24 protein-coding genes are annotated in these 24,055 nt (G+C 68.8%); 10 read left to right on the forward strand and 14 right to left on the reverse strand.

Annotated features, from left to right (window positions below; genetic code table 11):
* Nucleotides 1-195: 195 nt before the first annotated feature.
* From QM711_RS06740 to QM711_RS06750, 3 genes are all read right to left on the reverse strand, one after another.
* Nucleotides 196-1,053: a Fic family protein gene (locus tag QM711_RS06740; protein ID WP_415097571.1), complete on the reverse strand. Its 858-nt coding sequence runs from the start codon at nucleotides 1,051-1,053 to the stop codon at nucleotides 196-198.
* A gap of 520 nt (nucleotides 1,054-1,573) precedes the next feature.
* Nucleotides 1,574-2,323 carry a phosphoglyceromutase gene (locus tag QM711_RS06745; protein ID WP_415097573.1) on the reverse strand — a complete coding sequence of 250 codons (750 nt, stop codon included), beginning with the start codon at nucleotides 2,321-2,323 and terminating at the stop codon, nucleotides 1,574-1,576.
* A 76-nt stretch (nucleotides 2,324-2,399) separates the two neighbouring features.
* On the reverse strand, nucleotides 2,400-3,281 hold the full coding sequence (locus QM711_RS06750; RefSeq protein ID WP_415097575.1) for an NAD(P)-dependent oxidoreductase: 882 nt from the start codon (nucleotides 3,279-3,281) through the stop codon (nucleotides 2,400-2,402).
* A gap of 44 nt (nucleotides 3,282-3,325) precedes the next feature.
* Between QM711_RS06750 and QM711_RS06755 the strand changes: the two genes are divergently transcribed.
* A complete protein-coding gene (locus QM711_RS06755; protein WP_415097577.1) occupies nucleotides 3,326-4,069 on the forward strand; it encodes an SDR family NAD(P)-dependent oxidoreductase in 744 nt (247 codons plus the stop codon).
* The gene (locus QM711_RS06760) at nucleotides 4,066-5,247 is read left to right on the forward strand and encodes a hypothetical protein (RefSeq protein ID WP_415097579.1); all 1,182 of its coding nucleotides are present in this window, start codon (nucleotides 4,066-4,068) and stop codon (nucleotides 5,245-5,247) included. Before QM711_RS06755 ends, QM711_RS06760 begins: the two co-directional genes overlap by 4 nt.
* 63 nt (nucleotides 5,248-5,310) lie before the next feature.
* Here QM711_RS06760 and QM711_RS06765 read toward each other — a convergent pair whose 3' ends face one another.
* From QM711_RS06765 to QM711_RS06795, 7 genes are all read right to left on the reverse strand, one after another.
* A complete protein-coding gene (locus tag QM711_RS06765; protein WP_415097581.1) occupies nucleotides 5,311-5,517 on the reverse strand; it encodes a hypothetical protein in 207 nt (68 codons plus the stop codon).
* 26 nt (nucleotides 5,518-5,543) lie between these two features.
* Nucleotides 5,544-5,900: a biotin/lipoyl-containing protein gene (locus QM711_RS06770; RefSeq protein WP_415097583.1), complete on the reverse strand. Its 357-nt coding sequence runs from the start codon at nucleotides 5,898-5,900 to the stop codon at nucleotides 5,544-5,546.
* Between the two features lie 9 nt (nucleotides 5,901-5,909).
* The gene (locus tag QM711_RS06775) at nucleotides 5,910-6,170 is read right to left on the reverse strand and encodes a hypothetical protein (RefSeq protein WP_415097585.1); all 261 of its coding nucleotides are present in this window, start codon (nucleotides 6,168-6,170) and stop codon (nucleotides 5,910-5,912) included.
* A 10-nt stretch (nucleotides 6,171-6,180) separates the two neighbouring features.
* Nucleotides 6,181-7,719 (reverse strand): acyl-CoA carboxylase subunit beta, encoded by a 1,539-nt coding sequence (locus QM711_RS06780; protein WP_415098625.1) that lies wholly within the window; start codon nucleotides 7,717-7,719, stop codon nucleotides 6,181-6,183.
* 31 nt (nucleotides 7,720-7,750) lie between these two features.
* The gene (locus tag QM711_RS06785; protein WP_415097587.1) at nucleotides 7,751-9,247 is read right to left on the reverse strand and encodes a methylmalonyl-CoA carboxytransferase subunit 5S; all 1,497 of its coding nucleotides are present in this window, start codon (nucleotides 9,245-9,247) and stop codon (nucleotides 7,751-7,753) included.
* Between the two features lie 73 nt (nucleotides 9,248-9,320).
* On the reverse strand, nucleotides 9,321-10,685 hold the full coding sequence (locus tag QM711_RS06790) for an L-serine ammonia-lyase (protein ID WP_415097589.1): 1,365 nt from the start codon (nucleotides 10,683-10,685) through the stop codon (nucleotides 9,321-9,323).
* A gap of 31 nt (nucleotides 10,686-10,716) precedes the next feature.
* Complete coding sequence (locus QM711_RS06795; RefSeq protein WP_415097591.1) at nucleotides 10,717-11,844, reverse strand: GTPase family protein; 1,128 nt, start codon at nucleotides 11,842-11,844, stop codon at nucleotides 10,717-10,719.
* Nucleotides 11,845-12,041: 197 nt separating this feature from the next.
* On the opposite strand from QM711_RS06795, the gene QM711_RS06800 reads away from it, so the two are divergent.
* From QM711_RS06800 to QM711_RS06810, 3 genes are all read left to right on the forward strand, one after another.
* A complete protein-coding gene (locus tag QM711_RS06800; protein ID WP_415097593.1) occupies nucleotides 12,042-13,571 on the forward strand; it encodes an amino acid permease in 1,530 nt (509 codons plus the stop codon).
* A 170-nt stretch (nucleotides 13,572-13,741) separates the two neighbouring features.
* Nucleotides 13,742-14,080, forward strand: coding sequence for a hypothetical protein (locus QM711_RS06805; RefSeq protein WP_415097595.1), 339 nt, complete (start codon nucleotides 13,742-13,744; stop codon nucleotides 14,078-14,080).
* A 29-nt stretch (nucleotides 14,081-14,109) separates the two neighbouring features.
* Nucleotides 14,110-15,036: a hypothetical protein gene (locus QM711_RS06810; protein ID WP_415097597.1), complete on the forward strand. Its 927-nt coding sequence runs from the start codon at nucleotides 14,110-14,112 to the stop codon at nucleotides 15,034-15,036.
* 63 nt (nucleotides 15,037-15,099) lie between these two features.
* Here the strand turns inward: QM711_RS06810 and QM711_RS06815 are convergent, their stop codons facing one another.
* The gene (locus tag QM711_RS06815; protein ID WP_415097599.1) at nucleotides 15,100-16,842 is read right to left on the reverse strand and encodes a DEAD/DEAH box helicase; all 1,743 of its coding nucleotides are present in this window, start codon (nucleotides 16,840-16,842) and stop codon (nucleotides 15,100-15,102) included.
* A 456-nt stretch (nucleotides 16,843-17,298) separates the two neighbouring features.
* Between QM711_RS06815 and QM711_RS06820 the strand changes: the two genes are divergently transcribed.
* A complete protein-coding gene (locus QM711_RS06820; protein WP_415097601.1) occupies nucleotides 17,299-18,267 on the forward strand; it encodes a glycoside hydrolase family 6 protein in 969 nt (322 codons plus the stop codon).
* Nucleotides 18,268-18,283: 16 nt separating this feature from the next.
* On the opposite strand, the gene QM711_RS06825 is transcribed toward QM711_RS06820, so the two are convergent.
* Together QM711_RS06825 and QM711_RS06830 are read right to left on the reverse strand one after the other, a co-directional pair.
* Nucleotides 18,284-18,697, reverse strand: coding sequence for a type II toxin-antitoxin system VapC family toxin (locus QM711_RS06825; protein ID WP_415097603.1), 414 nt, complete (start codon nucleotides 18,695-18,697; stop codon nucleotides 18,284-18,286).
* A complete protein-coding gene (locus QM711_RS06830) occupies nucleotides 18,694-18,927 on the reverse strand; it encodes a type II toxin-antitoxin system Phd/YefM family antitoxin (RefSeq protein ID WP_415097605.1) in 234 nt (77 codons plus the stop codon). Before QM711_RS06830 ends, QM711_RS06825 begins: the two co-directional genes overlap by 4 nt.
* A gap of 142 nt (nucleotides 18,928-19,069) precedes the next feature.
* On the opposite strand from QM711_RS06830, the gene typA reads away from it, so the two are divergent.
* From typA to QM711_RS06845, 3 genes are all read left to right on the forward strand, one after another.
* Nucleotides 19,070-20,932, forward strand: a complete 1,863-nt coding sequence (gene typA / locus QM711_RS06835) for a translational GTPase TypA (RefSeq protein ID WP_415097607.1) — start codon at nucleotides 19,070-19,072, stop codon at nucleotides 20,930-20,932.
* Nucleotides 20,933-21,326: 394 nt separating this feature from the next.
* Nucleotides 21,327-21,569, forward strand: a complete 243-nt coding sequence (locus QM711_RS06840; protein WP_415097610.1) for a CopG family transcriptional regulator — start codon at nucleotides 21,327-21,329, stop codon at nucleotides 21,567-21,569.
* Entirely contained in the window at nucleotides 21,559-21,987 is a 429-nt protein-coding gene (locus QM711_RS06845; protein ID WP_415097612.1) for a TA system VapC family ribonuclease toxin, read from the forward strand. The genes QM711_RS06840 and QM711_RS06845 overlap by 11 nt, the downstream gene beginning before the upstream one ends.
* Here QM711_RS06845 and QM711_RS06850 read toward each other — a convergent pair.
* On the reverse strand, nucleotides 21,968-22,741 hold the full coding sequence (locus tag QM711_RS06850; RefSeq protein ID WP_415097614.1) for an SDR family oxidoreductase: 774 nt from the start codon (nucleotides 22,739-22,741) through the stop codon (nucleotides 21,968-21,970). The two genes, QM711_RS06845 and QM711_RS06850, sit on opposite strands and share 20 nt — an antisense overlap.
* A 32-nt stretch (nucleotides 22,742-22,773) precedes the next feature.
* On the opposite strand from QM711_RS06850, the gene QM711_RS06855 reads away from it, so the two are divergent.
* Nucleotides 22,774-23,976: an arginine deiminase gene (locus tag QM711_RS06855; RefSeq protein ID WP_415097615.1), complete on the forward strand. Its 1,203-nt coding sequence runs from the start codon at nucleotides 22,774-22,776 to the stop codon at nucleotides 23,974-23,976.
* Nucleotides 23,977-24,055 lie beyond the last annotated feature (79 nt).

Consider the following 24,055-nt stretch of genomic DNA (forward strand, 5'->3'; position numbering starts at 1 on the left):
TGGCGCGTCCGATGCTTTGTAGTGTCGCTGCACAGGGTCCCTTACCCACCGCTCCACTGTGTTGGTTGACCCCGGCGAGCGAGCCGTCCGGGTGCGCTCCGGCGCCGGTCCGGTGCTCGCCTTCGAGTGGGTGTCGGTGCCGCGTAGCTCACTTGAGGGGACTTGCCTGGGGCTGGTTGAGCGGGTCGGAATCAGCTATCCGCGCTTGCCCTTGTTCCTCTTGTATTCCTGCACAGCCTTCCGGGTGCTACGCCATACTCCGTCCGTGCCGTGGACGGCGTCGAGGCGACCACGTTGCGCCGCCTGCCGGAGCGCAGCGAGGCTGAACTCTTTGTCGACCAGGGCCGCCAGCGGCACAAGGCGGGCCGGTCCGGCGATGTTGGGCACGACGAATCGGTTGAGATTGTCGTACATCGCGCGGGCGAGTAGTTCCCCAAGGGGCCCGTAGTCACCGGTGTCGGCGCGTTGCAGGGCGTTCAGGTATCGCGGTCGTTCCCGCTTCAGGATGATCACCGGTGGATATCCGAGGCGCACGAGGACCAGGTTGAGCAGGAGCCGGCCGGTGCGGCCGTTGCCGTCGATGAACGGGTGAACCTGCTCGAAGCCCTGGTGCAAAGCGGCCAATTGTTCGGGCCACGGTGTGTTGCCGGTGCGGGAACGAAGCCGTTCCGCGATGCCGTTCACGGATTCCACCCAGCCGGTCACCATCGCGGGAACCAGCGGCCAGGCTGGCGGCTTCATGCCGTCATCGAACGGGTGGATGTCGTGCTCCCGGAACATGCCGGGGGCCTCTCGATCGGTGGCCTCGGGGTGCGGAGCGACCTCCCACACGGGCGCCATCGCCCTGGCATGCACCTGCCGGACCTCGAAGACAGTGAGGAGTTCGCCGCCGCCACGCCAGTCTCCAGGTTCGAGCGCCTGGCGATAGACCCAGTGGGCGGCCGATCCGTAGCCCTGAACCTCCAGATACTCCTTGAGTGGCTTCGCGCCGACAGCACGCCCCTGCTCCAGCAGTGCCTCGACCTCACGAAGGACGAGGGTGTTGCCCTCCAACGCGGTCGAGTGATGGGCTTCGAGGTGCCAGATGTCGGACCAGATGAACTCCGCCTCCTTGGGGGACGGAAGCCCACCGAGTCTGTCGTTGAGTTCGGCGATCCCGTTCTCGAGGCGCAGATAGACGGTCGCTCTCGATGGTCGTCCGCGGGGCACCGGGTCTCCTAGTTGATACATCGAGTCGTATGCCTGTTGATCGTATCAACAAGCCACCTGGTTGATACACCCCTGAAGCACCTAAATGATCTAATCAACAACTCGGGTCTCGTCCGACTCGACCACCGGTGATCCCACCCGTGCACTACCTACTCAGCCAGGCGCAAACCAAGCATCCGATCCGGACCCAAGCCACTTTCTCGTGGTGCGGCCACGAACATAGGTGAGCGGCGAGGGAGCGAGTCGGTGCAGAGACACTACAAGGCATCGCACGCGCCAGCGGACGAAGCGACCGTCGCAAGCCGACTCGCTCCCTCGCCGCGTCCGCTCAGGCTCAACGCACCACGAGGAAGCGGCTCCCCTACTACTTTTTGCCCTGGTTCTTGACCGCTTCGATGGCTGCCTTGGCGGCGTCCGGGTCGAGGTAGGTGCCACCGGCGGTGACTGGGCGCAGGTCGTCGTCCAGCTCGTAGTGCAGCGGGATACCGGTGGGGATGTTCAGCCCGGCGATCGCCTCGTCGGAGATGTTGTCCAAGTGCTTCGCCAGGGCCCGCAGCGAGTTGCCGTGGGCGGTGATCAGCACGGTCTTGCCGGCGCGCAGGTCGGGCACGATCGAGTCGTACCAGTACGGCAGCATCCGGACCACGACGTCCTTGAGGCACTCGGTCTTCGGCCGGGCCTCGGGGGGCAGGAAGGCGTACCGGGGATCGTCGAACTGGGTGTTCGGGTTGTCGTCGGCGATCGGCGGCGGCGGGGTGTCGTAGGAGCGGCGCCAAAGCATGAACTGCTCTTCGCCGTACTGGGCCAGCGTCTCGGCCTTGTTCTTGCCCTGCAGGTCGCCGTAGTGGCGCTCGTTGAGCCGCCAGCTGCGCCGGACCGGAATCCAGGTGCGGTCACAGTTGTGCAGCGCCAGCTCGGCGGTGTGGATCGCCCGCAGCTGCAGCGAGGTGTGCAGCACGTCGGGCAGCAGTCCGGTGCTCTTCAGCAGCTTGCCGCCGCGCTTGGCCTCGCCGATGCCCTTCTCGTTGATGTCGACGTCGACCCAACCGGTGAACTGGTTCAGGGCATTCCATTCGCTCTCGCCGTGGCGGAGCAGGATCAGGTTCGCACTCATGGGGGGAGCCTAGCGGTGCGAACCCTGGCTGGTCAGGGGGACGGCGAGAATCGATCCGGCGGCTGGGACGGCCCGGTCACGACGGCGGAACCTCGCGTGCGAGGTCGATCACGGCGCTCTCGTTGAGGCGGCCCCGGCCGTCGGCCAGCAGTCGTTCCAGAGCGCCGAGCGCCACCCCGCCGAGCGGCGCGGCAACCGACAGTTCCTGCGCGAACCGCAGCGCGTACGCGGTGTCCTTGTGCCGCAATTCAGCGGAGAACGTCACCCGGTCGTGGTCGCCGGCCAGCATCCGGCGGGCGTTGCGGACAACCTGGGGGCTCGCCGCCTGCCCAGTCGCCAGCGCGTCCACGAACAGCGCGGGATCGAGGCCGGCCCGTTCGGCGAGCGCCAGCCCCTCGGCCACCCCGGCGATCTGGACGGCCCCCATCAGATTCACGATCAGCTTGTAGGCGGTGCCGGCACCGACCGGGCCGAAGTGCAGGATGCGCACGGCCAGCGGCTCCAGGACCGGGCTCGCGGCGTCCAGGTCTTCGGGTTGGGCGCCGACCAGCAGCGTCAGGCTGCCCGCGGCGGCGGCGTCCGGCAAGCCGGTGACCGGGGCGTCGAGGTAGCGCAGCCCGGCGGCCCCCACGGCGGCGGACAGTTCCAGCACCCAGCCGTGGGACAGTGTCGAGCACTCGATCGCGAGCGCTCCGGGCCTCGGCGTCCCGGCCAGGACGCCGGTCTCCCCCAGCCAGATACTCCTGGACGCCTCGTCGTCGCTGACCATCACCAGGACGGCGTCGGCGTCCCGGGCGGCGTCGGCCGGGGTGGCCGCCACCCGGGCGCCGCTGGCCAGCAGCGCTGCCGCACGTTCCGGCGTCCGGTTCGCGACCGTCAGGTCGTGGCCGGCCGCCAGCAGGCGTCCGGCCATCCCGGACCCCATCCGACCCAGTCCGATCATCGCCACCCGCGCCATCCGGACACCGTAGCCACCCCGCGTCCGGCTGGCAGAATCGACGCATGGCGGACAGAGCGGCAGTGGTCACCGGTGCGAGCAGCGGCATCGGCGAGGCCGCCGCCCGCAGCTTGGCGGCAGCCGGCTTCACGGTCTTCTGCGCGGCCCGGCGCACCGACCGGATCGAGGCCCTCGCGGCCGAGATCGGCGGCGTCGCGGTCCGTTGTGACGTGACCAGCGAGGCGGACGTGGGCCGGCTCGCCGAGGTGGTCGGCGGCCGACTGGATCTGCTCGTCAACAACGCCGGCGGCGCGCTGGGCCAGAACCCGGTCGCGGACGCCGAGATCGACGGCTGGAAGCAGATGTACGACGTCAATGTGCTGGGTGCCGCCCGGGTGACCCGCAGCCTGTTGCCCGCCCTGGACGCCGCGGCCGGCACTGTGGTCTTCGTCACCTCGACCGCGGCGGACGCCGCCTACGAGGGTGGCGCCGGCTACTGCGGGGTGAAGTCCGCTGAACGGGCCCTCGCCGGCTCGTTGCGACTGGAGCTGTTCGACCGGCCGGTGCGGGTGTGCGAGATCTCCCCCGGCATGGTGCGCACCCCGGAGTTCTCACTGACCCGGTTCGGCGGCGATCAGGCCAAGGCGGACGCGGTGTACGCGGGCGTCCCGGACCCGTTGGTGGCCGAGGACATCGCGGACGCGATCTGCTGGATGGCGACCAGGCCGGCGCATGTGAACATCGACCGGATGGTGATCCGGCCGCGCGCTCAAGCCGCGAACCACAAGGTCTTCCGGGTCGCCGGGTGAAGCTGCTTCAGGCACTCGCGGTCATAGTCGTCGCCGTCAGCCTGGCCGCGTCCGCGCAGCTGGCGCACGCCTTCCTGCAGCCCGGCAGCGGGCCGGATCGGGTCGCGGCCCAGGTCCGCTGGCTGAACGGCCAACGGGACGCCGGCGCTGCGGCGCGGATGCAGGAGCTGTTCCCCGAGGGCGAGTTCTTCACCCAGCTGCTCACCGGCCTGGCCGCGGCATCGCTGGACGACGCGGCGACCGTCGATTCCGCGCTGCGGGACACCGGGACGTCCACGGTCAAGGAACGGTTCGGCACGATTGCGGAACTCGATGGCGGCACCTTCTACCGCGGCTGGCGGCTGCTGCTGCTGACCGAACGGGTCCGGCTCACCGGCGACGGGTCGGACACCCTGCTGGCCGAGGCGTCCGCCGTCCAGGGTGCGCTGGCCGCGGCACCGACGGGGGTTCCGGCCTCCTACCCGGGCGGTTACTGGCCGTGCGATGCGGTGGTGGCGATGGCCGCCGTCGTCCGTGCTCAGAGTCAGGCCGGAGCACCGGCCGATCCGGCCGGAGTGGCTGCCTGGCGAGCAAAGCTGGACGGCCTGCGAGACCCCGCCACCGGGCTGCTGCCGCACCGGATCTCCGCCGACGGCGACGATCGCGAGCAGCCCCGGGGCAGCTCGCAGGCGATCATCCAGACCTTCTGGCCCGACCTGGACGCCACCGGAGCTCCCGATCAGTGGCGCCGGTTCGTGGCAGCGTTCGTGGTGCGCGAGGCGGGACTGGTCGGCGTCCGCGAATACCCCCGCGGCAGCCAGGGCACGGGCGACGAGGACTCCGGACCGCTGCTGTTCGGGGTCTCGGCCTCGGCGTCCGCGGTCACCCTGGCCGCCGCCCGACGCAACGGCGCAGCCGAATTGGCCGCCGACCTCGACCATGAGGCCGAGTACCTGGGCCTGCCCCTGGAGTGGTCGGGCGAACGACGCTTCGCCTTCGGGGTGATGCCGGTCGGGGACGCGTTCGTCGCCTGGGCTCGCAGCGTGCCCACGGCACCGGCCACGGCGTCTTCCGCACCTCGTCCGCTGTGGTGGGCCTATGCCCCGGCGTTCCTGCTCCCCGCGATCGCGGTCGCGCTGGTCGCCGTCCGTCATCGACGGCGGACGAGGGTCTCGACAAGCTCGACCAGCGGCGGTTGAGCCCGTCGACCTGGGAGACCGGGCACGCACTGCCTCCTGAGGTCTCGACAAGCTCGACCAACGTCAACCCTGGTCGCGGGGCGGGATGCGGAAGTTGAAGAAGGCCTTGCCGAAGGACCAGACCGCGATCAGACCGAGCAGGCCCACCCAGAGACCACCGGGCGGCCCGCTCCCGCCGTCAAACCTCGCGAATCCGGCGTTGACCAGCCAGATCCCGGTCATGAACGCCAGCATGGCGACGGCGAACCATCCCCATCGGGGCTTGGGCACGTCAGCCTCCTGAACTCGATGAGTCCTCAGGCTAGCTCGATCAGCGCCTGACCGCCCTGCACCGCGTCCCGCTGCCCGACCAGGACGGCGGCGACCGTGCCGGCGTGCGGGGCGGTGATCTCGGTTTCCATCTTCATGGCTTCGAGCACCAGCAGCACCTGCCCCTCGGTGATCTCGTCGCCCTCGGCGACCAGGATCCGGGCGACCGCACCGGACAGTGGGGCGACCACCGCGTTGGCGGAGGCGGCCTTGACCGACGCCGTGGTCGGCGCGGCGCTCGCGCCGCCGCCGATCACGACCGAGCCGAGAATGGGACGTTCCTGCTCCTCGACGTCGACCTCGATGTCGTAGGCGACGCCGTTGACAGTGACCTTGAGTTTCATCGTTATTCCTCAGCGCAAGTGCAGTGGATCGTGGGAGTGCTGGCGGCGGCGGGTGCCGCTCCGCCAGATCTCGGACGAGGTGAAGCGGGCCTGCCGCCGCTTGGCGCGGTGGCCCAGGTAGGCGGCGACCGCCGCGGCGATCGCCACCATGGTTTCTTCGGGGACATCGGCGTTCAGCAGCCGGAGCTGCTTGATCTCGACCTCCAGGGACTCGACCCGGTCGGTCAGCGACCGCACCAGTTCAAGCAGTTCGGCATCCTGATTGCTCATCGCTCCTGCCTCAGACCGGGCCGAGTCCGTGCTTCTTGGCCGGCCGCAGCTGCCGCTTGGCGATCAGCAGTTCGAGCGCCATCGCCACCTTGCGCCGGGTGTCGCCGGGGTCGATGACGTCGTCGACCAGACCCCGCGAGGCGGCGACGAACGGCGTCGAGAAGGTGTTGCGGTACTCCTCGACCAGCTCGGCGCGGCGGGCGTCCGGGTCGTCGGCGGCGGCGATCTCGCGCCGGAACACCACCGACGCGGCACCCTCGGCACCCATCACCGCGATCTCGGCGGTCGGCCAGGCGAACACCTGGTCGGCGCCCAGGTCCTTGGCCGACATCGCGATGTACGCGCCGCCGTAGGCCTTTCGCAGCACCACGGTCACCTTGGGCACGGTGGCGGCGGCATAGGCGTAGAGCATCTTGGCGCCGTGCCTGATGATGCCGCCGTGCTCCTGGGCGACGCCGGGCAGGAAGCCGGGCACGTCCACGAGGGTGACGATCGGAATGTTGAAGGCGTTGCAGAACCGGACGAACGCCGACCCCTTGTCCGAGGCGTTGATGTCGAGGACGCCGGCCATCACGCTGGGCTGGTTGGCGACGAAGCCGACGCTGCGTCCGTTGATCCGGCCGAAGCCGACCACCAGGTTCTGGGCGTAGCCGGCCTGCACTTCGAGGAAGTCGGCGTGGTCGATCACCTTGCCGATCACCTCACGGACGTCGTAGCCCTTGGTGCCCTCGACCGGGACGATCCCGTGCAGCGACGGGTCGTACTCGACGTAGGGGTCCGGGTCGACCAGCGGCGGATCCTCGGTGTTGTTCTGCGGCAGGAAGCTGAGCAGCTTCTTGGCGATCAGGATCGCCTGCTCGTCGTCGTCGGCGACGAAGTGGTTGACGCCGGAGACGGCCATGTGGGTGTCGGCGCCGCCCAGTCCGTCGGAGGTGACCTTCTCACCGGTGACCTGTTCGATCACGTTCGGCCCGGTGATGAACATGTGAGCCTTGCGGGTCTGGATGACGAAGTCGGTCAGCGCCGGGCTGTACGCCGCGCCACCGGCACAGGGGCCGGCGATGATCGAGATCTGCGGAACGGCGCCGGACAGCAGCACGTTGGCGTGGAACACCTGGCCGTAGCCGGACAGCGAATCGATGCCCTCCTGGACGCGGGCGCCGCCGGAGTCGTTGATGAAGACGAACGGGGTGCCGCACTTGAGCGCGGACTCCATCATCTCGACCACTTTCATCGAATGGGTCTCGCCGGCGGAGCCGCCGGCCACGGTGAAGTCCTGGCTGGCGATGTGCACCGGACGCCCCAGCACCGCGCCGGTACCGGTGACCACGCCGTCGGCGGGCAGGTCGGCGGTGTCCATGCCGAAGGTCACCGTCCGGTTGCGCCGGAACAGTCCGATCTCCTGGAAGCTGTCGGCGTCGATGAGCGCGTCGATCCGCTCCCGGGCGGTCAGCTTGCCGGAGGCGTGCTGTTTGTCGACCCGTTTCTGGCCGCCGCCGGCCCGGGTGGTCGTCCGCTTCTCGAGCAGGTCGGCGACCCGCTTCTTCATGTCGGTGGTCTTTGTCGTTGCCATCTCGGTGTCACGCCCTCTCGACGGTCACGCGGTGATCGCGTCCGCCCATGCTGACCTTGTAGGTGATCGGTCCGGTCACCGCGGCGCCGGAGTCGGCCTTGGCCTCGGCTTCGGCCTTCAGCTGGGCCGCGGTCTTGCCGACGTTCTTCGGCCCCTCGGAGCGGGTCTCGAAGAAGCCGGGAGCGACGCCCGGGAACATCGCGTAGGTGAGCACGTCGGCATCGGTGCCGTCGCAGCCGTCCAGCTTGGTGGCCTGGGCGACCAGCTCGTCCCATTCGGGCTCCAGCAGATCGGCCGGACGCGCCGTGATCGGCTCCTTCTTGGCCTGCTTGCGGGCGATCTCGACCACCTCGGGGTTCCGCTCGCCGATGCACTCGCCGTAGTAGCCGAGCATCAGGTCGGCGAATTCGCCGGTCATCACCTGGTATTTGCCCATCAGCACGTTGAACACCGCCTGGGTGCCGACGATCTGGCTGGACGGGGTGACCAGCGGCGGGTGGCCGGCGTCGGCCTTGACTCGCGGCACCTCGGCCATCACGTCCTTGATCTTGTCGCCGGCGCCCTGAGCCTTCAGCTGGCTCTCCATGTTGGAGAGCATGCCGCCAGGGATCTGGCTGGAGAAGATGTCGGTGTCGACCAGGGTGGCCGACTCGAACGCGGCGTACTTGGGCCGGATCGTCGCGAAGTGATCGCGGATCCGGATCAGCCGCCCCGGGTCCAGGTTCGTGGTGTACGGCGTGCCCTCGAGCATCGCGACCAGCGATTCGGTCGGGTTGTGGCCCGGGCCGAGCGACATCGAACTGATCGCGGTGTCCACCACATCGGCGCCGGCCTCGATCGCCTTCATCAGGGTGACCAGGGTGACGCCGGTGGTGGCGTGGCAATGCACATTGACCTGGACGTCCTCGCCGTAGGTGTCCTTGATGCCGCGGATGATGTCGTAGGCGGGCTGCGGTTGCAGCAGCGCGGCCATGTCCTTGAGGGCCAGCGACTGCGCGCCCATGTCGAGCAGTTGCCCGGCCAGCCGCACGTAGCCCTCGACGGTGTGCAGCGGCGAGATGGTGTAGCAGATGGTGCCCTGGGCGTGCTTGCCGGTCGCAGCCACGGCCTTCATCGCGACCTCCATGTTGCGGGGGTCGTTGAGGGCGTCGAAGACCCGGAAGACGTCCATGCCGTTCTCGGCCGATTTGTCGACGAATCGACGGACGACGTCGTCCTCGTAGTGCCGGTAGCCGAGCAGGTTCTGGCCGCGCAGCAGCATCTGCAGCCGGCTGTTCGGCAGTAGTTCGCGGAAGGTCCGCAGCCGCACCCAGGGGTCCTCGTTGAGGAATCGGATGCACGCGTCGTAGGTGGCCCCGCCCCAGCATTCGACGCTCCAATAGCCGGCCGCGTCGATGTCGGCACAGGCGTCCACCATGTCCTCCATCGCCATCCGGGTGGCCATCAGAGACTGATGGGCGTCCCGGAGCGCGACCTCGGTCACACCAATGGTTCGCTGACTCATGGCTCTATCGTCGCAGCTGACTACTACCGCATGTCGTAGATCGGGAAAATCCTGCGCTTCGGAATCAGCGGTCTCAGCACTCGATGACGTTCACCGCGAGGCCGCCCTCGGAGGTCTCCTTGTACTTGCTCATCATGTCGGCACCGGTGTCGCGCATGGTCTTGATCACGGTGTCCAGCGAGACCAGGTGAGTGCCGTCGAAGTGCATCGCGGTGCGGGCGGCGGTGACCGCCTTGACCGCGGCGATCGCGTTGCGCTCGATGCAGGGCACCTGGACGAGACCGCCGACCGGGTCACAGGTGAGTCCGAGGTTGTGCTCCATGCCGATCTCGGCGGCGTTCTCGATCTGCCGTGGGGTGCCGCCCATCACCGCGGCCAGTCCGGCCGAAGCCATCGCGCAGGCCGAGCCGACCTCGCCCTGGCAACCCACCTCGGCGCCCGAGATGGACGCGGTGGTCTTGATGATCGCGCCGATCGCGGCGGCGGTGAGCAGGAAGCGGACCACGCCGTCGTCATCGGCCCCGGGGATGTGGTTGCGGTAGTAATGCAGCACGGCCGGGATCACCCCGGCGGCGCCGTTGGTGGGGGCGGTCACCACCCGTCCGCCGGCTGCGTTCTCTTCGTTGACGGCCAACGCGTAGGCGGTGATCCAGTCCATCCCGGTCAGGGCGTCCGGTTTACCGTGCAGCAGCTGCTGATGCAGCAGCGGCGCCCGGCGCAGCACGTTGAGCCCGCCGGGCAGCCGGCCGCCCGTGCCGAAGCCGTTTCGGACGCACTCCTGCATCACCGCCCAGATCCGCAGGACGCCGGACCGAACCTCGTCGGGGCTGCGGTCGACGGTCTCGTTGGCGAGCAGGACCTGTTCGATGGAGAGGTCCTGGGACTCACAGGTCGCGATCAGTTCCGCGGCGGTGCCGAACGGGTACGGCTCGGCGACCGACTGGTCCGGGGCGCCTTGTCGCAGCTCGTCGGCGTCCACCACGAAGCCGCCGCCGATCGAGAACAGCACCCGCTCGGCGACCAGTTCGCCGCCGGCACCGAGACACCGGAAGCGCATCCCGTTGGGATGCTCGGGCAGGGTCTGCCGGCGGTGCAGCACGATGTCCTCGACCGGGTCGAAGTCGATGGTGTGCCGGCCCAGGAGGTTGATCCGGCAGTCGCTGCGTACCGCGCGCAGCGTGGCCTCGACCGCGGCCGGATCGACGGTCTCGGGATGCAGCCCCAGTAGTCCCAGTTGGACGGCGCGGTCACTGTGGTGGCCGCGTCCGGTGGAGCCCAGCGAGCCGTACAGATCGACTTTGACGGCGGCAACCTCGTCGAGCAGCCCCGCGTCCGACACCCCGGTCAGGACGTCGAGGGCGGCACGCATGGGTCCGACCGTGTGGGACGACGACGGCCCGATGCCGATGCTGAACAGATCGAAGAAGCTGAGCGGCACCCGTCAACATTACGCCGACTCGCGACCTGTCCTACTCACCCTCGCTTTTGCGGATGGTGGGCATCCGCTTGCGGAACTCGGCCTCGAACAGGTCGCGGACGGCGTTGGTGTCGATCACGCCGTCCAGTTTGGGCAGGTGACCGCCGTGCGCCTTCTGGCACACCGTCAGCCAGGCCTGCCCCATCGCCATCGTGAAACCCGAAGCCACCGATGCGTTGATCACTCCGCCCGCGATACTGCCGGCACCGGGCAGGAACTTCAGCAGGTTCGCCGCCGCGGTGCGACCCAGCGTGGTGGCCACCGTGGTGGACGCCACCGCCAGCAGCGCCGCCTTGTCGACCGGCAGCTTGTAGAGGTGCGCGATCCGGCTCATCATGCCGAGCTGCAACGGCACCAGCAGCGCCGCCGACGAGAACGGGATGGGTATCGCAGCGGACGCCCCGGCGGCCGCTACCGTCGCGCCGATGTGTCGCTGGGCGGCTTTGGCCTTCGCTTCCAGATCGATCGTTTGGGCGGCTGCGAGCGCTCCGTGGACAGCTTCCGGAACAACGTGAAAGGTGGCCGCTAAGACGTCCATCAAGCCGTAGGGCGGCTGACCGGTGAACTGGTCCCTCATCGCGTAGGTCATGAACGGGCGGCCGCCGACGATCGGCAACTGCTTAACCTCGATCTGCCGAGCCAGTTCGACGGCGTCCGGGTGGTACTGGCCCTCACGCATCGGCACCTGGGTGAAGACCACCAGCACCGGGACGCCGAGTTCATGCAGCGTCTTGATGAAGGTGGCCTCGACCTCCTCGAACCGGCGGTCCATCCCGCGGATGCAGTACCACGCGACGTGGACCTGCTCCTCGATGGGCTTGCTGCGCATCTTCTTCACATACTTGGTGACCTCTTTGATCAGTTCGCCGTCGTCGCGTCCGATCTCCAGGCCGCGGGTGTCGATCAGTCCGAGGGTGCCGCGGGTGTCGAGGTACAGGTGGTTGTCGAGGGTGACCGGGTCGCCGATCCCGGTCGCGGCGACCGGCTGGCCGAAGACCGCGTTGATCAGGGTCGACTTGCCGACCCCGGTCTTGCCGAAGACGGCCAGGTTGAACCGTCCGATCTGGACGGCCTGCTTCTCGAACTCGGCCCTGAAAGCATCGGTGAACCACTGCGTCACCCGGCCAGGGTAGGCGGGTGACGCCCGCCTGAAAACCGCGGTCCGGGTGTGCCGGAACTCCGCGCCACAATGACCTGACTCCACCGGACCGCGAAATCTCGGACGACGGTCGTACTGAACCGACATTCCCGCGCCAGCCGTCATCTGGCAGTAGCTTGTGAGCCTCCCCTGCGAGAACCCACCAGGAGGCTTCACCGATGAGCGTCTTCCGCACCAAGTCGATCGAGCAGTCGATCGCCGACACCGACGAGCCCGAGTACCAACTCAAGAAATCCCTGACCGCACTCGACCTCACGGTGTTCGGCGTGGGGGTCGTGATCGGGGCCGGCATCTTCACCCTGACCGGACGAGTCGCGCACCAGATGACCGGTCCGGCGATCGTGATCAGTTTCGTGGTGGCCGCGGTCTGCTGCGCGCTGGCGGCGATGTGTTACGCCGAGTTCGCCTCGACCGTGCCGGTCTCCGGGTCGGCCTACACCTTCAGCTACGCCTCTCTCGGCGAGGTGTTCGCCTGGATCATCGGCTGGGACCTGATCCTGGAGATGTTCCTCGGTGCCAGCGTGGTTGCACAGGGCTGGAGCGCCTACCTCGGCGTCCTGCTTGGGAAGCTGGGCGTGCCCTTGCCGGCGGCGATCAGCTACGGCGGCGTCATCGACCTGCCGGCCGTGCTGCTGATCATCGGGTTGGGGGTGCTGATCACCGTGGGCATCAAGGAGTCCATGCGGGTCAATCTGGTGCTGGTCGCGGTGAAGCTGTTCATCGTGCTGTTCGTCATCCTGGCCGGCCTGATGTTCATCAATCCGGCCAACTACACCCCGTTCATTCCGGACGCGGCACCCTCCGCGGCCACGGCCGGCTTCTCCTGGACGCAGCCGCTGCTGCAGTGGCTGACCGGGTCGGCACCGACCGCGTTCGGTTGGAGCGGCGTATTCGCCGGTGCCGCGCTGGTCTTCTTCGCCTACATCGGTTTCGACGTGGTGGCCACCACCGCCGAAGAGGCGAAGAACCCGCAGAAGGACCTGCCGGTCGGCATCATCGCCTCACTGACCATCTGCACGATCCTGTACGCCGCAGTGGCGACGGTCGTGACGGGCATGGTGAACTACACCGAGATCGATCCAAAGGCCGCCCTGGCCAGCGCCTTCGTCCATCACGGCCAGAGCTGGATGGCGACCCTGATCTCCGCCGGCGCAGTGGCCGGACTCACCACCGTCGTGCTGACGCTGATGATCGGCGCCACCCGGATCATCTTCGCGATGTCCCGGGACAACCTGCTGCCGATCGGCATCGCGAAGGTGCACCCGAGGTTCCGGACGCCGTGGAAGATCTCGATCATCGTCACCGCCGTCTGCGCGCTGACCGCCGGGCTGACCCCGATCGGCGTCCTGGAAGAGATGGTGAACATCGGCACGCTTTCGGCGTTCATCCTGGTCTCGATCGCGGTGGTCGTGCTGCGCCGGAAGCGGCCGGATCTGCCGCGGGCGTTCAAGGTGCCGTTCTCGCCGGTGCTGCCGATCGTGTCGGCACTGATCTGCTTCTACCTGACCCTGAACCTGTCGATCGAGACCTGGCTGCGGTTCCTGATCTGGATGGCGATCGGCTTCGCGATCTACGCCGCCTACGGCGTCCGGAAAGCGCGGCTGGCCACCGGTCAGGCGCTGCCGCACGACGTCCAGCAGGCGATGTCGGAGGGTGTCGTCAAGCGGCCTTCCGACGGCTCCAAGTGAGCCGGCGCTGATCGGACCGCTGCTCGCGCTGTCGTCAGCGCTTGCCTGAGACATCGCCGACTTCGCCGGCGGGATGCTGAGCCGGCGGCTGCCGTCCGTGACCGTCGTTGCGGTGTCCCAGGCGTGCTCGCTGGTTGCGCTGCTGATTCTGCTGCCGTTCGTGCCCCGCGGTGGTACGGGCGACTGGCTGGGCTGGTCGATCGTGGCCGGGCTGTCCGGGTCATTGGCCGGTCTGCTTCTACCGGGCGCTGGCGTTCGGGACGGTCGGCGTGGTGTCGCCGATCAGTGCACTGGCGGTGATCATTCCGGTGATCAGCGGGCTGGCTGGGGCGAACAACCGGGTGCACTGCAACTGGCCGGGATGCGTGGCGGCGGCGATCGGCGCGGCGTTGGCCGGCGGACCCGAGTTGCGCGGCGGCCAGCCGGTCAAACAGCAGGCGATCTGGTTGGCTCTGGCGGCCGCACCCGGGTTCGGTGTGACGATGTGGGATCCGCTCACCGCCGGCTGAGCGCACCTCCCGGCGGGCATCATCGTCTGATGACCAGGACGCGCAAACAGGGCATCACCGGCACCGCAATCACCGGTCTGGTGGCGCTGGTCGGCTCGCTGTTGGCGTCCTGCGCCGGAGTACCAGACCGCACCGCTGAGGCCGAGACGCTGACGTCGGCCCTGCGTGCGCTGTCGGCCGTGGAGTCGGTCGACGGTCGCTACTACCGGAACCAGAGTGCCGGCTACGCCTACAACGTCGACATCCGGATGAGCCCGGACGCCACCGCTGCGCAGACGCGCGCCGTCGCCGACCGGTACCACGCCGGCATCACCGGTGCCGATTTCTCGCGGCATACCTCGCGATTCGCGCTGCATCTGGGTGACGACTCGATTCGGGTGTTCCTCTCCGATCGGCATCCGGCCTCGCCGGCCGCCCAGGTCGACCGCTGGTACCGCTTGATCCGCGACGTGCCCGGGGCTCTCGAGTGGGCGGTCACCATCGACTCCGGCCGGGGGCTGGGCAGCATCACCGTCAAACTCGACCGACCCGAGCGAAGCGGTGACGCCGTCCAACTGACCGGGCTGGCGCAGCTGCTCGCCGCTCGTGCGCCCGACCTGGCCGACCGGCAGTGGATCGTGCACTGGCGCAAGCTGCGGCTCGACCTGATGGGGCCGCAGTACCCCTCGGCCGAGGTCACCAAGCTCGTCAGCGGGCTCGCGGGCACGGGGCAATGGTCGACGATCTACGATCCGTCCGCGAGCCCAACGCTGAAACTGGCTGTCTGGGCGGACGCCCCCGACCTGATGGAAGGCACCGCCCGCTCCCATCTCCCCCGGATCGCGACGCTGGGCGTCCCCGTGAGCTACACGGTGCGCGCTGATCGAACCACGGCCGTCGAAGTATTGCTCGGCGGGTGCCTGGCCGGTGGTTCCGAATTGCAGCAGCGACTGAATCGCGAGTTCGGTAGCTGCTGACATCAAAGAACCGTCCCCCGGCGTCCGGGAATCGAACGAAAAGAACCGTCCCCGGACGTGCGGTCAGCGCCAGCGCCGGATCATCGCGATCCGTTCGTCGACTTGCTCGGTGGTGGCTCTGGCCAGCGGCGGTCCGCCGCATTGCCGGCGCAGCTCGGCGTGGACGTGGCTGTGTGGCCGTCCGGTGGCGCGGGCATATTGTGCGACCAGGGTGTTGAGCTCCTTGCGCCGAGCCTCCAGTGCGCGGTGCAGGGAGACCTCGGTCGGCACTTTGGCCCGTTTGTCAGCGCGGTCGTGCCGGTTCACCTGACGACGCTGCCGCTCGCGCAACAGGTGACCGATCTGGTCGGCCTCCAGCAGTCCGGGCAGGCCCAGGTAGTCGGCCTCGTCGTCGGAGGTCGGGACGGCGTGCATGCCGAATTGCTGGGACTCGAACAGCGCGTGATCGAAGGTCGCCTCGGAGGTGAGCGCCTCGAAGCTGCCCTCCAGGTCGTCGGCGGCCTTCTCGGCACGGTTCGCCGCCGCGAGTTCGGCGTCGGTTTCCTCCCAGAGTTCCTTGGCCGCCGGAGCACCGAGGACGTGGTCGCGCTGCCGCTCCAGCGTGGACGCGTGGGCCAGGATGATCGGCACAGTCGGCAGGAAAACGGTGGCCAGCTCGCCGCGGCGCCGAGCCCGGACGAAACGTCCGACGGCCTGGGCGAAGAACAGCGGAGTCGAGGTCGCAGTGGCGTACACCCCGACCGCCAGTCGGGGCACGTCCACCCCTTCGGACACCATCCGGACCGCGACCATCCAACGGTCATGACTCTCTCCGAAGGCCTCGATCCGCTTGCTGGAGCCCGGGTCGTCGGAGAGCACGACGGTCGGCTTCTCGCCGGTCAACGACGCCAACACCTGGGCGTAAGCGCGAGCCTGGGTCTGGTTGGTGGCGATCACCAGCCCGCCGGCATCGCCGACGTGCCGACGCACCTCGGTGAGCCGCCGGTCAGCTGCGGCCAGCACCGCCGAGATCCACTCGCCCTTCGGGTCGAGCGCGGTGCGCCAGGCCTGGGCGCTGACGTCCTTGGTGAGCAATTCGCCCAGGTTGGCGGCGAGCGTCTCGCCGGACTTGGTGCGCCAGCGCATCGGGCCGCCGTAGTTCATGAACACCACCGGCCGGACGACGTGGTCGCGCAGCGCTTCGGCGTAGCCGTAGGTGTAATCGGCATGGGAGATCCGGGTACCGCCGGGCTGCTCGTCGTAGGCGACGAACGGGATCTGGTTGGCGTCACTGCGAAACGGCGTCCCGGTCAGCGCCAACCGTCGCTTGGCAAGCCGGAACGCCTCGGCGACCGCCTCACCCCAAGACAGCGAGTCGCCGGCGTGGTGCACCTCGTCGAGGATCACCAGGGTGTCGTCGCGGGCCACCATCGCCTCGTAGCTGAGCATGCCCGCAGCAACCCCGGCATAGGTCACCGCGACCCCGTCGAATTGCCTGGACCGGCCCTTGCGGCGGCCGGCGAGGCCTGGATCGAGCTGGATGCCGACCTTCGCGGCGGCGTCCGCCCACTGCACCTTGAGGTGCTCGGTGGGGGCGACCACGATGATCTTCTTGACCGTGCGATCGTGCAGCAGTTCGGACGCCACCCGCAGCGCGAAGGTGGTCTTGCCGGCACCCGGGGTGGCGACGGCGAGGAAGTCGGTGGGTGCGGCGTCCAGGTAGTGCTGCAGCGCCTCGGCCTGCCAGGCCCGGAGCTTCGCAGACGTCCCCCAGGGTGCCCGCTGCGGGAACGCCGGGGAGAGCCGCTCGATCGCGGAATGACTCATCGCACGGCTCGCGCGCGGGGGTCGGGCAGGCACATAGGTAGGCGACCTTAGCCCAGATCCGGCCGCTCCACCCCGTGGTGCGCACCCATCGGCGGATCTGGTCTTGGCCGCCGAGGTCGGAACCACGCGCCCGGGCAGGCGGTGCTCGCTGGAACACCTTCCGCGAGCGGGTCTGCCGAGAGATGCGCGTTATGAAAGCGCTGGTGCGTCATCGAGAGCACCCCCGCCGAGAAACGTGCGTTGTGCCCCACCCGCGGGAGGGCCAGAACGCGCGTTTCTCCGCGAACCTGCCCCAAGCCCAATCCAGTCCGACTCAGAACGCGCGTTTCGGCGCGTCCAAGCTGGCGGCGGCCACGGCTCTCAGACAGCTCCGCCCACCGGCCGCCGGATGGGCCATGCTGTGGCCATGGAGATGTACCGGGCGTCCGCCGCCGGCCGGGTCGAGGTGCCGTGAAGGTGCTCCGGCTCGCGGGCATTCTGACCGGTGCACTGATGCTGTCCGGGTGCGGTCCGGCGCCGATTCAGCCACCGGCCAACCCGCTGTTCGGCCAGCGGCTGTGGATCGACCCGCAGTCTCCGGTCAGCCAGGCAGCCAATGCCCTTCGGGCGTCCGGACGCCAGGCGGACGCCGACGCGCTGGCGCCGATCACCTCGCAGCCGGTGGCCACCTGGCTCACCCGTGACGACCCCGTCCCGCTGGCCAAGCGTGTCGTCGACGAGGCCGAGATCGCCGGTGCTGTTCCGGTCCTGGTGCTCTACCACCGCCCCCATCGCGACTGCGGCAGCTATTCCGCCGGCGGGTCGGCCGACGCCACCGCCTATGCGCAGTGGATCGGCAGCGTCGCCGACACCATCGGGACGCGGCGCGCAGTGGTGATTCTCGAACCGGACGCCGTCCCCCAACTGCTCACCGAGAACTGCCCGGGCGCCGAGGACACCTCCACCATGCTCGCCGCCGCGATCGATCGGCTGTCGGCCGGCCAAAAGACCCTGGTCTATCTCGATGCCGGTCACCCGGGGTGGATCGAGGACACCGGACGGCTGGCGCAGGCCTTGCGCCGCGGCGGCATCGAGCACGCGGACGGCTTCAGCCTCAACGTCTCCAACTTCAGTTCGGACGTGGTGAACCATGAGTACGGCGACCGGCTCTCGTCCGCGCTGGGCGGCGCCCAGTACCTGATCGACACCTCCCGGAACGGCAACGGGGCTGCTACGGCACCAGCCGGTCAGCCCGACTCCTGGTGCAACCCGCCCGGCGCGGGCCTGGGCGCCGATCCGCAGATCGGGCCGGAACGCGGCTATGCGGTGGCCCGGTTGTGGATCAAGGTTCCCGGCGAGTCGGACGGCAACTGCCGACCCGGCGAGCCGGCCGCCGGAGAGTTCTGGTTCGACTACGCGATGCGGCTCATCGACCAGCGGCACTGAGTCTGCCGGCGGACAGTCAGGACCTCGTGTCCATCGTCACGATGAGGCCGGCGCGGAGGATCACCTCGTCTCGCGTGACGAGCGGAACGTTGTGCCGAGTCGCCTGCGCGACCAGCATCCGGTCGAAGGGGTCGCGATGCGCCCAGGGCAACCCACCGGCGCGGATCGCATCGTTGTGGTCGATCCCGAGCGGGGTCGCCTGCAGGTCGAGCAGTGCCCGGTCCCAGGAGCCGAGCAGACGTTCACCACCGACCAGTTTCCCCTGTCTGGTCTTGATCGAGATCTCCCAGGCGGTGGCGGCGGAGACCAGCAGTTCGACCGTCCGGTCGTTCAACTCCGCCAGCACGGCGGGTGCGATCCGTCCTGGCACGATCGTCAGGTCGAGCAATGTGCAGGTGTCGAGCAACAGCGCCCGAGTGGTCTCACTCACCCGGCCTCTCCCCATTCGGCGAGTTCCTCCTCGGTCAGCGGCGCGTCGAAGTCGTCGCCGATCGTGATCAGCCCCGCGAACCGCCCGAAGGTGCGTGCCGGCGGATCGGCCTTCGAGAGCACCGCCACGGGACGTCCATGACTGGTGATCGTGAAACTCTCACCGTTCTCGACCTCGACCAGCAACGCGTTGAGCCTCGCCTTGGCTTCCGTCGTGCTGACCGTCTTCATTCGTCCAGGATAAGACCTTTCAGACCGGTTCGACAGGTCCTTTTTGAGGAGGGCGGGCCACGGTCTCGGCAGACTCCCACAGCCACGTGCGTCGGCCCGCACACCGTAGAATCGTCCGGTTGCCCTACCGAAAGGCCCCCGCATGCCCGTCCGCGCTGACCTGCGCAATGTCGCGATCATCGCCCACGTCGACCACGGCAAGACCACCCTGGTGGACGCCATGCTGTGGCAGTCCGGCGCCTTCCGTGCCAACCAGGACGTCGAGAAGCGCGTGATGGACTCGATGGATCTGGAGCGGGAGAAGGGCATCACCATCCTGGCCAAGAACACCGCCGTCGATCACACCCTGGCCGACGGCACGTCGGTGACCATCAACATCATCGACACCCCTGGTCACGCCGACTTCGGCGGCGAGGTCGAGCGCGGCCTGGAGATGGTGGACGGCGTGCTGCTGCTGGTGGACGCGTCCGAAGGTCCACTGCCGCAGACCCGGTTCGTGCTGCGCAAGGCGCTGGCCAAGCACCTGCCGATCGTGGTGGTGATCAACAAGGTGGACCGCGCCGACGCCCGGATCAGCGAGGTCACCGACGAGGTGTACGAGCTCTTCCTCGATCTTCTGGACGACGACGAGGCCGACAAGCTCGACTTCCCGGTGGTCTACTGCGCCGCGAAGGCCGGACGCGCCTCGCTCACCCAGCCGGCGGACGGCGGGATGCCCGATTCGGAGAACCTGGAGCCGCTGTTCGGCGTCATCATGGACGCCATCCCGGCCCCGGTCTACACCGAAGGCGCGCCGCTACAGGCGCACGTCACCAACCTGGACGCCTCCCCCTACCTCGGCCGGCTGGCGCTGTGCCGGGTGATCAACGGGACGCTGCGCCGCGGCCAGAACGTGGCCTGGTGCCGCACCGACGGCAGCGTGCAGAACGTGAAGCTGTCCGAGCTGCTGATGACCCACGCGCTGGAGCGGCAGCCGGCCGAGCAGGCCGGCCCGGGCGACATCGTGGCGATCGCCGGCATTCCCGACATCATGATCGGCGAGACCCTTTCCGACCCGGAGAACCCGGCGCCGCTGCCGCTGATCCACGTCGATGAGCCGTCCATCTCGATGACCATCGGCATCAACACCTCGCCGCTGGCCGGCAAGTCCGGCAGCAAGCTGACCGCCCGCCTGCTCAAGGCCCGGCTGGACGCCGAACTGATCGGCAACGTGTCGATCCGGGTGCTGCCGACCGAGCGTCCGGACACCTGGGAGGTGCAGGGCCGCGGCGAGCTGCAGTTGGCCGTCCTGGTTGAGATGATGCGCCGCGAGGGCTTCGAGCTGACCGTCGGCAAGCCGCAGGTGCTGACCCGGGTGGTGGACGGCAAGGTGCACGAGCCGTTCGAGCGGCTGACCGTGGACATTCCCGAGGAGCACGTCGGCACCGTTGCCCAGCTGATGGGCACCCGGCGCTCCCGGATGGAGCAGATGATCAATCACGGCACCGGCTGGGTGCGGATGGAGTACGCCATCCCGGCCCGTGGCCTGATCGGCTTCCGCACCGAGTTCCTCACCCAGACCCGCGGCACCGGCATCATGCACCACGTCTTCGAGGGCTACGAGCCGTGGGCCGGCGAGATCGTCACCCGCTCCACCGGCTCGCTGGTCGCCGACCGGACCGGTGCGGTCACCTCGTACGCACTGTTCAACCTGCAGGAGCGCGGCGTGCTGTTCGTGGCGCCTGCCGAAGAGGTGTACCAGGGCATGATCGTCGGCGAGAACCCGCGCAACGAGGACATGGACGTCAACCCCACCAAGGAGAAGAAGCTCACCAACGTGCGCTCCTCCACCGGTGAGGAGCTGGAGCGGCTGATCCCGCCGCGGGCGCACTCACTGGAGCAGGCGCTGGAGTTCTGCCGGGGCGACGAGTGCCTCGAGGTGACGCCGTCCCACGTCCGGATGCGCAAGGTGATCCTGGACGCCAACGAGCGGGCCAAGGCACGGAACCGGGCCAAGAAGAGCTAAAGGCTCTGATCATCGCTGGTCGGGCTTGTCGAGACCCCGCCGGCACCGGGTTTCGACCGGCTCAACCAGCGAAACCTCGCACTAAATCATCGCCGGTCGAGCCTGTCGAGATCCTGGGCACGGGTTTCGACAGGCTCAACCAGCGAAACACCGGGAATTGCGGAGAGCCAGGTCAGACGCACCCCCATGCAGTCACGACCCGGCTCAATCCGTCTATCACCATCACGAGCGGTCCCCCCGGTACCTGCTCTGTGCTGGCTGTGCGCCCCCCGGCACAAGAAGAACTCTGCCCGAGTGACCTCAACGTTTCGTAAACGCGTCGCGCAGACCAACGCAAGGTTTCTCGGACATCATGATGCTTGCGTCGACGCATCATGATGCGTACGCTCTGCTCATGCGTACCACAGTCAATCTGGACGCCGACGTGGCAGCCGCCGTCGCCCGACTGCAACGCGACCGCGGCCTCGGCTTCTCCGCGGCGGTGAACGAACTCGCTCGTGGCGGCATCACCCATCGGGTCGACTTCCGCTACGTCCACCCCTCCTACGACCTCGGGCTGCAGGTCGATCTGACGAGCGTCGCGGACACCCTCGAGTTGCTCGACGATCTGGATCGGGCCGACGGTCATGCTTCTTGACGCCAACGTCCTGCTCTATTCGATCGACCGCTCCAACAGGCATCACGCAACGTGCGCCGCCTGGTTGTCCGAGGCGTTCTCGGGCCCGCGGCGCGTGGGCCTGCCCTGGCAGACCATCGGCGCTTTCCTGCGGATCTCCACCCATCCGCGGGTGTTCAGCAGGCCGCTGCGTCCCGATCAGGCCTGGCAGGTCGTGGAGCAGTGGCTGGATGCGCCCAACAGCTGGGTTCCCGAGACCTCGGACGCGACCGCCCGCATCCTCGGCGGATTGATCGGTGATCTCGATCTGCGCGGCAACCTGATCATCGACGCCCAACTGGCCGCGCTGGCGATCGAGCACGGCCTCGCCGTGGTGTCGGCCGACACCGACTTCGGCCGCTTTCCTGGCCTGCGTTGGGTCAACCCGCTGACTGGCTGAGCCCCTCCGCCACCACCCATGCCTCGACGGTGGTCGGGTCGATCTCGGCGCGTGTGCCCGGCAGCAGGCTGCCGTCGGCGAAACCGGGGATGCCGGGAATCGGCAACTGCGCGACCCGAGCCCGGACGCCGCGGGCGCGCCAGACCCGACGGACCAGTTCGGCGAGCCTCATCGGTTCCGGACCGGCCAGCTCGATCCGGCCCTGGTGGAGGCCGTCGAGGGCGGCCCGGGCCAGCCGCTCGGCGACGGCGTCGACCGAGACCGGCCGCATCCGCATCGCCGGCGCCAGGTTGAGCCGTCCGAACCGCCCGAGATCGACGCCGGCCGAAGCCTGGTCGGCGAAGCCGAACCACTGGGTGCTGCGGACGATGGCCACTGGCATCGCCGCCGCAGCCAGCGCGCGTTCCTGGGCCAGCTTGCCCTGGTAGTAGCCCATCCGCCTCAGCCCAGGCCGGTCGATGCCGACGATCGACACCGCCACCAGCTGACGGACGCCGGCGCGTCCGGCGGCCATCGCCAGCGCCGCAGCGGACGCCTCGAAGGTCGCCGGCCTCCGGTCCGCGGCGTCCGAACAGTCGATCACCGCGTCGCATCCAGCGAGGTCACGAGCCAGCAGGTCGGGATCCGTACGGGTCAGGTCGAAGCCGGAGCGGCGCGACAACGGCACCGTAGACGCGCCCCGCGCTGCGAGCGCCCGGATCACCCGGGCGCCCAGCCGTCCGGAGCCACCGACCACCGCGACACGTTGCACCATCACACCATCCTGCACCGGTAGGGTCTTGCACCATGGCTGAACACTTCCCGCACGGCGTCCGCTCCGAGGTCGGACGGCTGCGCACCGTGATGCTGCACCGTCCCGGCAACGAGCTGCGCCGGCTCACCCCGCGCAACAACGACGCGCTGCTCTTCGACGGACTTCCCTGGGTCGATCGGGCCCAGGAAGAGCACGACGCCTTCGCCGACGCGCTGCGCAGCCGGGACGTGGAGGTGCTCTATCTGAGCGGGCTGCTGGTCGAAACCCTGGCCGACGCCGAGGCCCGCGAGACCGCGATCACGCACACGATGAAGGACCTGCGGCTGGGCGACACGCTGCGCCGTTACCTCACCGATCTGCTCAGCGACAAGGGCCCCGAGGACCTGGCCGAGATCCTGATGGCCGGTCTCCGCAACGACGAGGTGTCCGGGACCGGCAGCCTGGTAGCGGCCCTGCACGCCGCTGACGACTTCCTGATCGACCCACTGCCGAACCTGCTGTTCACCCGCGACTCCAGCGTCTGGGTCGGCGACCGGGTGACCGTCACCTCGCTGGCGATGCCGGCCCGGGTCCGCGAGACCCAGCTGACCGAGTTGATCTACCGCTTCCATCCGCGGTTCGCCGGTACCGAGCGGATCCACGGCTGGGACAAGGAGTTCCTCGAGGGCGGCGACGTCCTGGCCCTGGCCGAGGGCGTCCTGGCCGTCGGCGTCGGCGAGCGTACCCGGCCGGCGGGTGCCGAGCGGCTGGCCCGGACGGCCTTCGCCCAGGGTCTTGCGCACACGGTGCTGGCCGTCCCGATCGATCAGGACCGGGCCACCATGCACCTGGACACCATCTGCACCATGGTCGACGCCGACGCCATGGTGATGTACCCGAATGTCGCCCACCGGCTGGCCGCGGCCACGCTGAAGCCGGACGGCGACGGCGGCGTCCTGGTCGAACCGCTGCGACCCTTCCTGGACGCCGCCGCCAGCGCGATGGGCATCGACCGGCTGCGGTTGATCGACACCGGGCTCGACCCGGTCACCGCCGAACGCGAGCAGTGGGACGACGGCAACAACACCCTGGCCATCGAGGCCAAGGTGGCCATCGCCTACGAGCGCAACACCGAGACCAACGAGCGGCTCGAGGCGGCCGGCATCGAGGTCGTCGCGATCGCCGGCTCCGAACTCGGGTCAGGACGCGGCGGCCCCCGCTGTATGTCCTGCCCGATCAGCCGCGACGCGCTCTAGGAGGGGCACTGACCCTCGTCGGTCGAGCTTGTCGAGACCCGGTTTCCTGCGCTGACAAGGGGGGTTTCGACAAGCTCAA

This window comes from Micropruina sp., assembly GCF_047602385.1.
Lineage (GTDB): Bacteria > Actinomycetota > Actinomycetes > Propionibacteriales > Propionibacteriaceae > Micropruina.